Genomic DNA, 5,702 nt, shown 5'->3' with positions numbered 1-5,702 from the left:
GTGTTGGTGCGGCGGCGTGCTACTCTCCCACATCCTTCCGGATGCAGTACCATCGCCGTGCCAGGTCTTAGCTTCCGGGTTCGGAATGGAGCCGGGCGTCTCCCCTGGGCCAAGGCCGCCGCAAATCTGTGATTATCATCCCGGGACCCTATATGGGGTGTTCCCGGGGGATTGTGGTGGTTCGGGGACCGGATAGTGGACGCGACCGAAGGATCAGTAATGTGATGCGCGGGGTGTCTCCCCATCATCCGAGTTGAATGCTTGTTTGTTTGTTCCTGCCACCCTGTGGGGGTGGTGTGTGTGTTGCCGTTCGACTGTTAGTACCGGTCGGCTCCACCCCTTGCGGGGCTTCCACGTCCGGCCTATCAACCACGTGTTCTGCATGGAGTCTCCAGACCCCCCGAAAGGGGGTCACGGAATCCTGATCTCGGAGCAGGCTTCCCGCTTAGATGCTTTCAGCGGTTATCCCTCCCGAACGTAGCCAACCGGCCGCGCCACTGGCGTGACGACCGGCATACCAGAGGTTCGTCCACCCAGGTCCTCTCGTACTATGGGCAGGCCTCCTCAGGATTCCAACGAGCGCAGAGGATAGAGACCAAACTGTCTCACGACGTTCTGAACCCAGCTCGCGTGCCGCTTTGATCGGCGAACAGCCGAACCCTTGGGACCTGCTCCAGCCCCAGGATGCGACGAGCCGACATCGAGGTGCCAAACCATCCCGTCGATATGGACTCTTGGGAATGATCAGCCTGTTATCCCCGGGGTACCTTTTATCCGTTGAGCGATGCCGCGCCCGTGCGCCGGCACCGGATCACTATCTCCGACTTTCGTCCCTGCTCGACCCGCCGGTCTCGCAGTCAAGCCCCCTTGTGCGATTGCACTCGACACCCGGTTGCCGACCGGGCTGAGGGGACCTTTGAGCGCCTCCGTTACTCTTTGGGAGGCAACCGCCCCAGTTGAACTACCCGCCAGGCACTGTCCCTGACACGGATGACGTGTCGAGGTTAGACGCCAGGTGTGGACAGAGCGGTATTTCACCTTCCGGCTCCCCGCGGGCTGGCGCCCGCGGCTCGAAGCCTCCCGCCTATGCTACACAATCCAGACCTGACGACAATACCAAGGTATAGTAAAGGTCCCGGGGTCTTTTCGTCCTTCTGCGCTTAACGAGCATCTTTACTCGTACTGCAATTTCGCCGAGCTCCTGGTCGAGACAGCGGGGAAGTCGTTACGCCATTCGTGCAGGTCGGAACTTGCCCGACAAGGAATTTCGCTACCTTAGGATGGTTATAGTTACCACCGCCGTTTACCGGGGCTTGAATTCACCGCTTCACCCGAACGGGCTGACGGATCCTCTTAACCTTCCGGCACCGGGCAGGCGTCAGTGCATATACAGCGGCTTGCGCCTTCGCATGCACCTGTGTTTTTGGTAAACAGTCGCTACCCCCTGGCCTGTGCCACCCCCCAAGGCTCCGCCCGCAAAGGACATCACCCCAAGGGGTCTCCCTTATACCGAAGGCACGGGAGTGGTTTGCCGAGTTCCTTGACCAGGATTCGCTCGATCGCTTTGGTATACTCTACCAGACCACCAGTGTCGGTTTGGGGTACGGGCGGCATAGGGCCCTGGCGCCGAAGCTTTTCTCGGCAGAAGGGATCACCGGATTCGCCCCCTGGGGGGCCCATCATCACGCCTCGGCCTCACGTCCCGCGGATTTGCCTGCGGGACGGCCTGCGCGCTTGACCACGGAAAACCACCTCCGCGGCCGGCTACCTGACTGCGTCACTCCTGCGTCGGCCTACCACACGCGGGATCCCAACACCACCCGCATCCACGCCCCGAAAGGCGCTTCAACAAGCGGCGGAGGTTAGCGCACGCGCTTCGGCTTTGACGGTCCCCAGCCGGTACGGGAATATCGACCCGTTCATCCATTCGACTACGCCTGTCGGCCTCGCCTTAGGACCCGACTGACCCGGGGACGACGAACGTGGCCCCGGAACCCTTGGTCATCCAGCGGACGGGATCCTCACCCGTCTCTCGCTACTCATGTCTGCATTCTCACTCCCCCACGGTCCACGACACGCTCACGCGGCCGCTTCGCCCCAAGGGGGACGCTCTCCTACCCAGCAGGAAAACCTGCTGGCGCGTCTTCGGTGGTGTGCTTGAGCCCCGCTACATTGTCGGCGCGGGACCACTAGACCAGTGAGCTGTTACGCACTCTTTCAAGGATGGCTGCTTCTGAGCCAACCTCCTGGCTGTCAATGCGGCCCCACATCCTTTCCCACTTAGCACACGCTTCGGGACCTTGGACGACGCTCTGGGCTGTCTCCCTCTCGACGACGGAGCTTATCCCCCGCCGACTCACTGCCGCGCCACACCTCACGGGTATTCGGAGTTCGGCTGCTGTCGGTACCCCAAACGGGCCCTCAAGCATCCGGTAGCTCTACCCCCCGGAGGCGACACGCGACGCTGCACCTAAATGCATTTCGGAGAGAACCAGCTATCACGGAATTTGATTGGCCTTTCACCCCTAGCCCCAGGTCATCCCCCCGGTTTTCAACCCAGGTGGGTGCGGTCCTCCACGCGGTCTTACCCACGCTTCAACCTGCCCAGGGCTAGATCATCCCGCTTCGGGTCCAGGACACGCGACAAACGCCCTCTTCGGACTCGCCTTCGCTACGCATACGCCACACGGCTTATGCACGCCACATGCCACTGACTCGCAGACTCATTTTTCGATAGGCACGCCGTCACCCCACAAAGAAGGCTCCGACGGATCGTAGGCGCACGGTTTCAGGAACTCTTTCACTCCCCTCCCGGGGTGCTTTTCACCTTTCCCTCACGGTACTGGTACACTATCGGTCAGACGGGAATACTTAGGCTCACCCCACGGTCGGGGCGGATTCACACGGGATTCCACGAGGCCCGTGCTACTTGGGCACTGTGATACCGAGACGACACGCATACGGCTACGGGGCCATCACCCTCTCCGGCCAGGCATTCAATCCTGCTCGCCTCACACGTCGTTTTATCACTCGGCCCGGCCCCGTCGGAGACCGGACACACAAGCCCGCAACACCCCACGCGCAACCCCCGACGGGTATCACACGCGCAAGGTTTGGCCTGGTCCGCTTTCGCTCGCCACTACTCACGGAATATCCTTTCCTGCAGGTACTGAGATGTTTCACTTCCCTGCGTACCCCCCGCAAAAAACTGCGGTGACAGCCCACAACGGCTGCCGGGTCACCCCATTCAGAAACCCTCGGATCAAAGCCAGCTCGGCGGCTCCCCGAGGCATATCGCTGCCCGCCACGTCTTTCATCGGTCCCGTCTGCCAAGGCATCCACCATACGCCCTTGCAAGCAACCCCACACACGGGGCAACCCGCAAGACCAAACGAACACCGGACGACAGATCATCAACACTCTGCGATCACAAAACGATCAAACAACAACCAGACCCCCAAAACAGGGGACCCGGTCGAAATACATCAGTACAAGCAGACCACAACCACCACAAACGGCGGCATGGCCCGCTCGCGTCCACTCTCCAGTTCTCAAACCACCACGCCACACCACAACCAACCACCCCCACCAAGGAGGCGCCGGCCACGGCGGGCACCTGTACGCCCACCCCCACCCGGGGGGCCGTGGCGGCCAGGGAACCCAACAGCATGCCCATACCCACCCCCGAAGGAGTGCAACGACCGTTCCACGCCAGCACGCCCGGCACCCGCAGGGACAATCCCCACGGCACCATGCCAGGCACCAAAAAGAAAACTCCGTAGAAAGGAGGTGATCCAGCCGCACCTTCCGGTACGGCTACCTTGTTACGACTTAGTCCCAATCACGAGCCTCACCTTAGACGGCTCCCCCCAGCAAAACTGGTCAGGCCACCGGCTTCGGGTGCTGCCCACTTTCATGACTTGACGGGCGGTGTGTACAAGGCCCGGGAACGCATTCACCGCGGCGTTGCTGATCCGCGATTACTAGCGACTCCGCCTTCACGGAGCCGGGTTGCAGGCTCCGATCCGAACTGAGACCGGTTTTCAGGGATCCGCTCCATGTCACCATGTCGCATCCCGTTGTACCGGCCATTGTAGCATGCGTGAAGCCCTGGACGTAAGGGGCATGATGATCTGACGTCATCCCCACCTTCCTCCGGGTTAACCCCGGCGGTCCCCCGTGAGTTCCCACCATCATGTGCTGGCAACACGGGGCGAGGGTTGCGCTCGTTGCGGGACTTGACCCAACATCTCACGACACGAGCTGACGACGACCATGCACCACCTGTGAACCCGCCCCGAAGGGAAGACCCGTCTCCGGATCCGTCGGGAACATGTCAAGCCCAGGTAAGGTTCTTCGCGTTGCATCGAATTAATCCGCATGCTCCGCCGCTTGTGCGGGCCCCCGTCAATTTCTTTGAGTTTTAGCCTTGCGGCCGTACTCCCCAGGCGGGATGCTTAACGCGTTGGCTCCGACACGGGACCCGTGGAAGGGCCCCACATCCAGCATCCACCGTTTACGGCGTGGACTACCAGGGTATCTAATCCTGTTCGCTCCCCACGCTTTCGCTCCTCAGCGTCAGTAACGGCCCAGAGACCTGCCTTCGCCATTGGTGTTCTTCCCGATATCTACACATTCCACCGTTACACCGGGAATTCCAGTCTCCCCTACCGCACTCCAGCCCGCCCGTACCCGGCGCAGATCCACCGTTAAGCGATGGACTTTCACACCGGACGCGACGAACCGCCTACGAGCCCTTTACGCCCAATAAATCCGGATAACGCTCGCACCCTACGTATTACCGCGGCTGCTGGCACGTAGTTAGCCGGTGCTTATTCGAAAGGTACACTCACCCCGAAAGGCTTGCTCCCAAACAAAAGCGGTTTACAACCCGAAGGCCTCCATCCCGCACGCGGCGTCGCTGCATCAGGCTTGCGCCCATTGTGCAATATTCCCCACTGCTGCCTCCCGTAGGAGTCTGGGCCGTATCTCAGTCCCAATGTGGCCGGTCGCCCTCTCAGGCCGGCTACCCGTCGAAGCCTTGGTGGGCCCTCACCCCGCCAACAAGCTGATAGGACGCGACCCCATCCCACGCCGCCCGAAAGCTTTCCCCACACCCCATGCGGGGCGCGGAAGCATCCGGCATTACCACCCGTTTCCAGGAGCTATTCCGGAGCATGGGGCAGGTTGGTCACGCATTACTCACCCGTTCGCCACTCTCACCCGCAGGCAAAGCCCGCAGGATCCCGTTCGACTTGCATGTGTTAAGCACGCCGCCAGCGTTCATCCTGAGCCAGAATCGAACCCTCCACAAAAAAACAATGCGGAAAGCCAATCAAGACTCTCACAATAAAATTGACGGTCGCCTAATAAGGAAAGGCGACTCGCACGAAAACCCCGACCCCCATCAACCGCCCTCGCGGACTCCCCCACGAGACGACAAGCACCCCGCACGGAAGCGGGAGCCGGACTGGCAATCATTGACTATAAAAGAAGTAGTACAGACACGCTCTTGAGTTCTCAAACCACCACCACACACCCACCAACCAAACCCCCCGAAGGAAGCCGGCCGGCGAGCGGCAGCAAGAGAACAACATACACCACCACCACCAACCACGCAAACCAACCCCACACCACACACCCCAAAACCCCCGGAAAACCAACCAAACACCGGCGTGTCGAAAAAACAACCAACAACCAAC

Annotated in this window: 1 protein-coding gene and 3 rRNA genes; all 4 read right to left on the bottom strand. The window is 60.9% G+C overall.

All coding sequences use genetic code 11. The features are described 5' to 3' along the window. Positions 1-6: 6 nt before the first annotated feature. A 5S ribosomal RNA gene (rrf, locus tag DSM100238_RS09275) occupies positions 7-123 on the bottom strand. Between the two features lie 174 nt (positions 124-297). Continuing rightward, positions 298-3,365 (bottom strand): 23S ribosomal RNA (locus tag DSM100238_RS09270). 417 nt (positions 3,366-3,782) lie between these two features. After that, positions 3,783-5,315, bottom strand: a 16S ribosomal RNA gene (locus tag DSM100238_RS09265). Together the 16S, 23S and 5S rRNA genes form the textbook arrangement of a ribosomal RNA operon. A 205-nt stretch (positions 5,316-5,520) precedes the next feature. Further along, positions 5,521-5,702 (bottom strand): hypothetical protein (locus tag DSM100238_RS09485; RefSeq protein ID WP_205730720.1); only part of this gene is annotated, 182 nt, incomplete at its 5' end.

Source organism: Bifidobacterium apri, assembly GCF_009299485.1.
In the GTDB taxonomy this organism is placed as follows: Bacteria; Actinomycetota; Actinomycetes; order Actinomycetales; family Bifidobacteriaceae; genus Bifidobacterium; species Bifidobacterium apri.
Note: the sequence above shows the minus strand (reverse complement) of the source record. Positions and strands in the feature narration are given on the sequence as shown.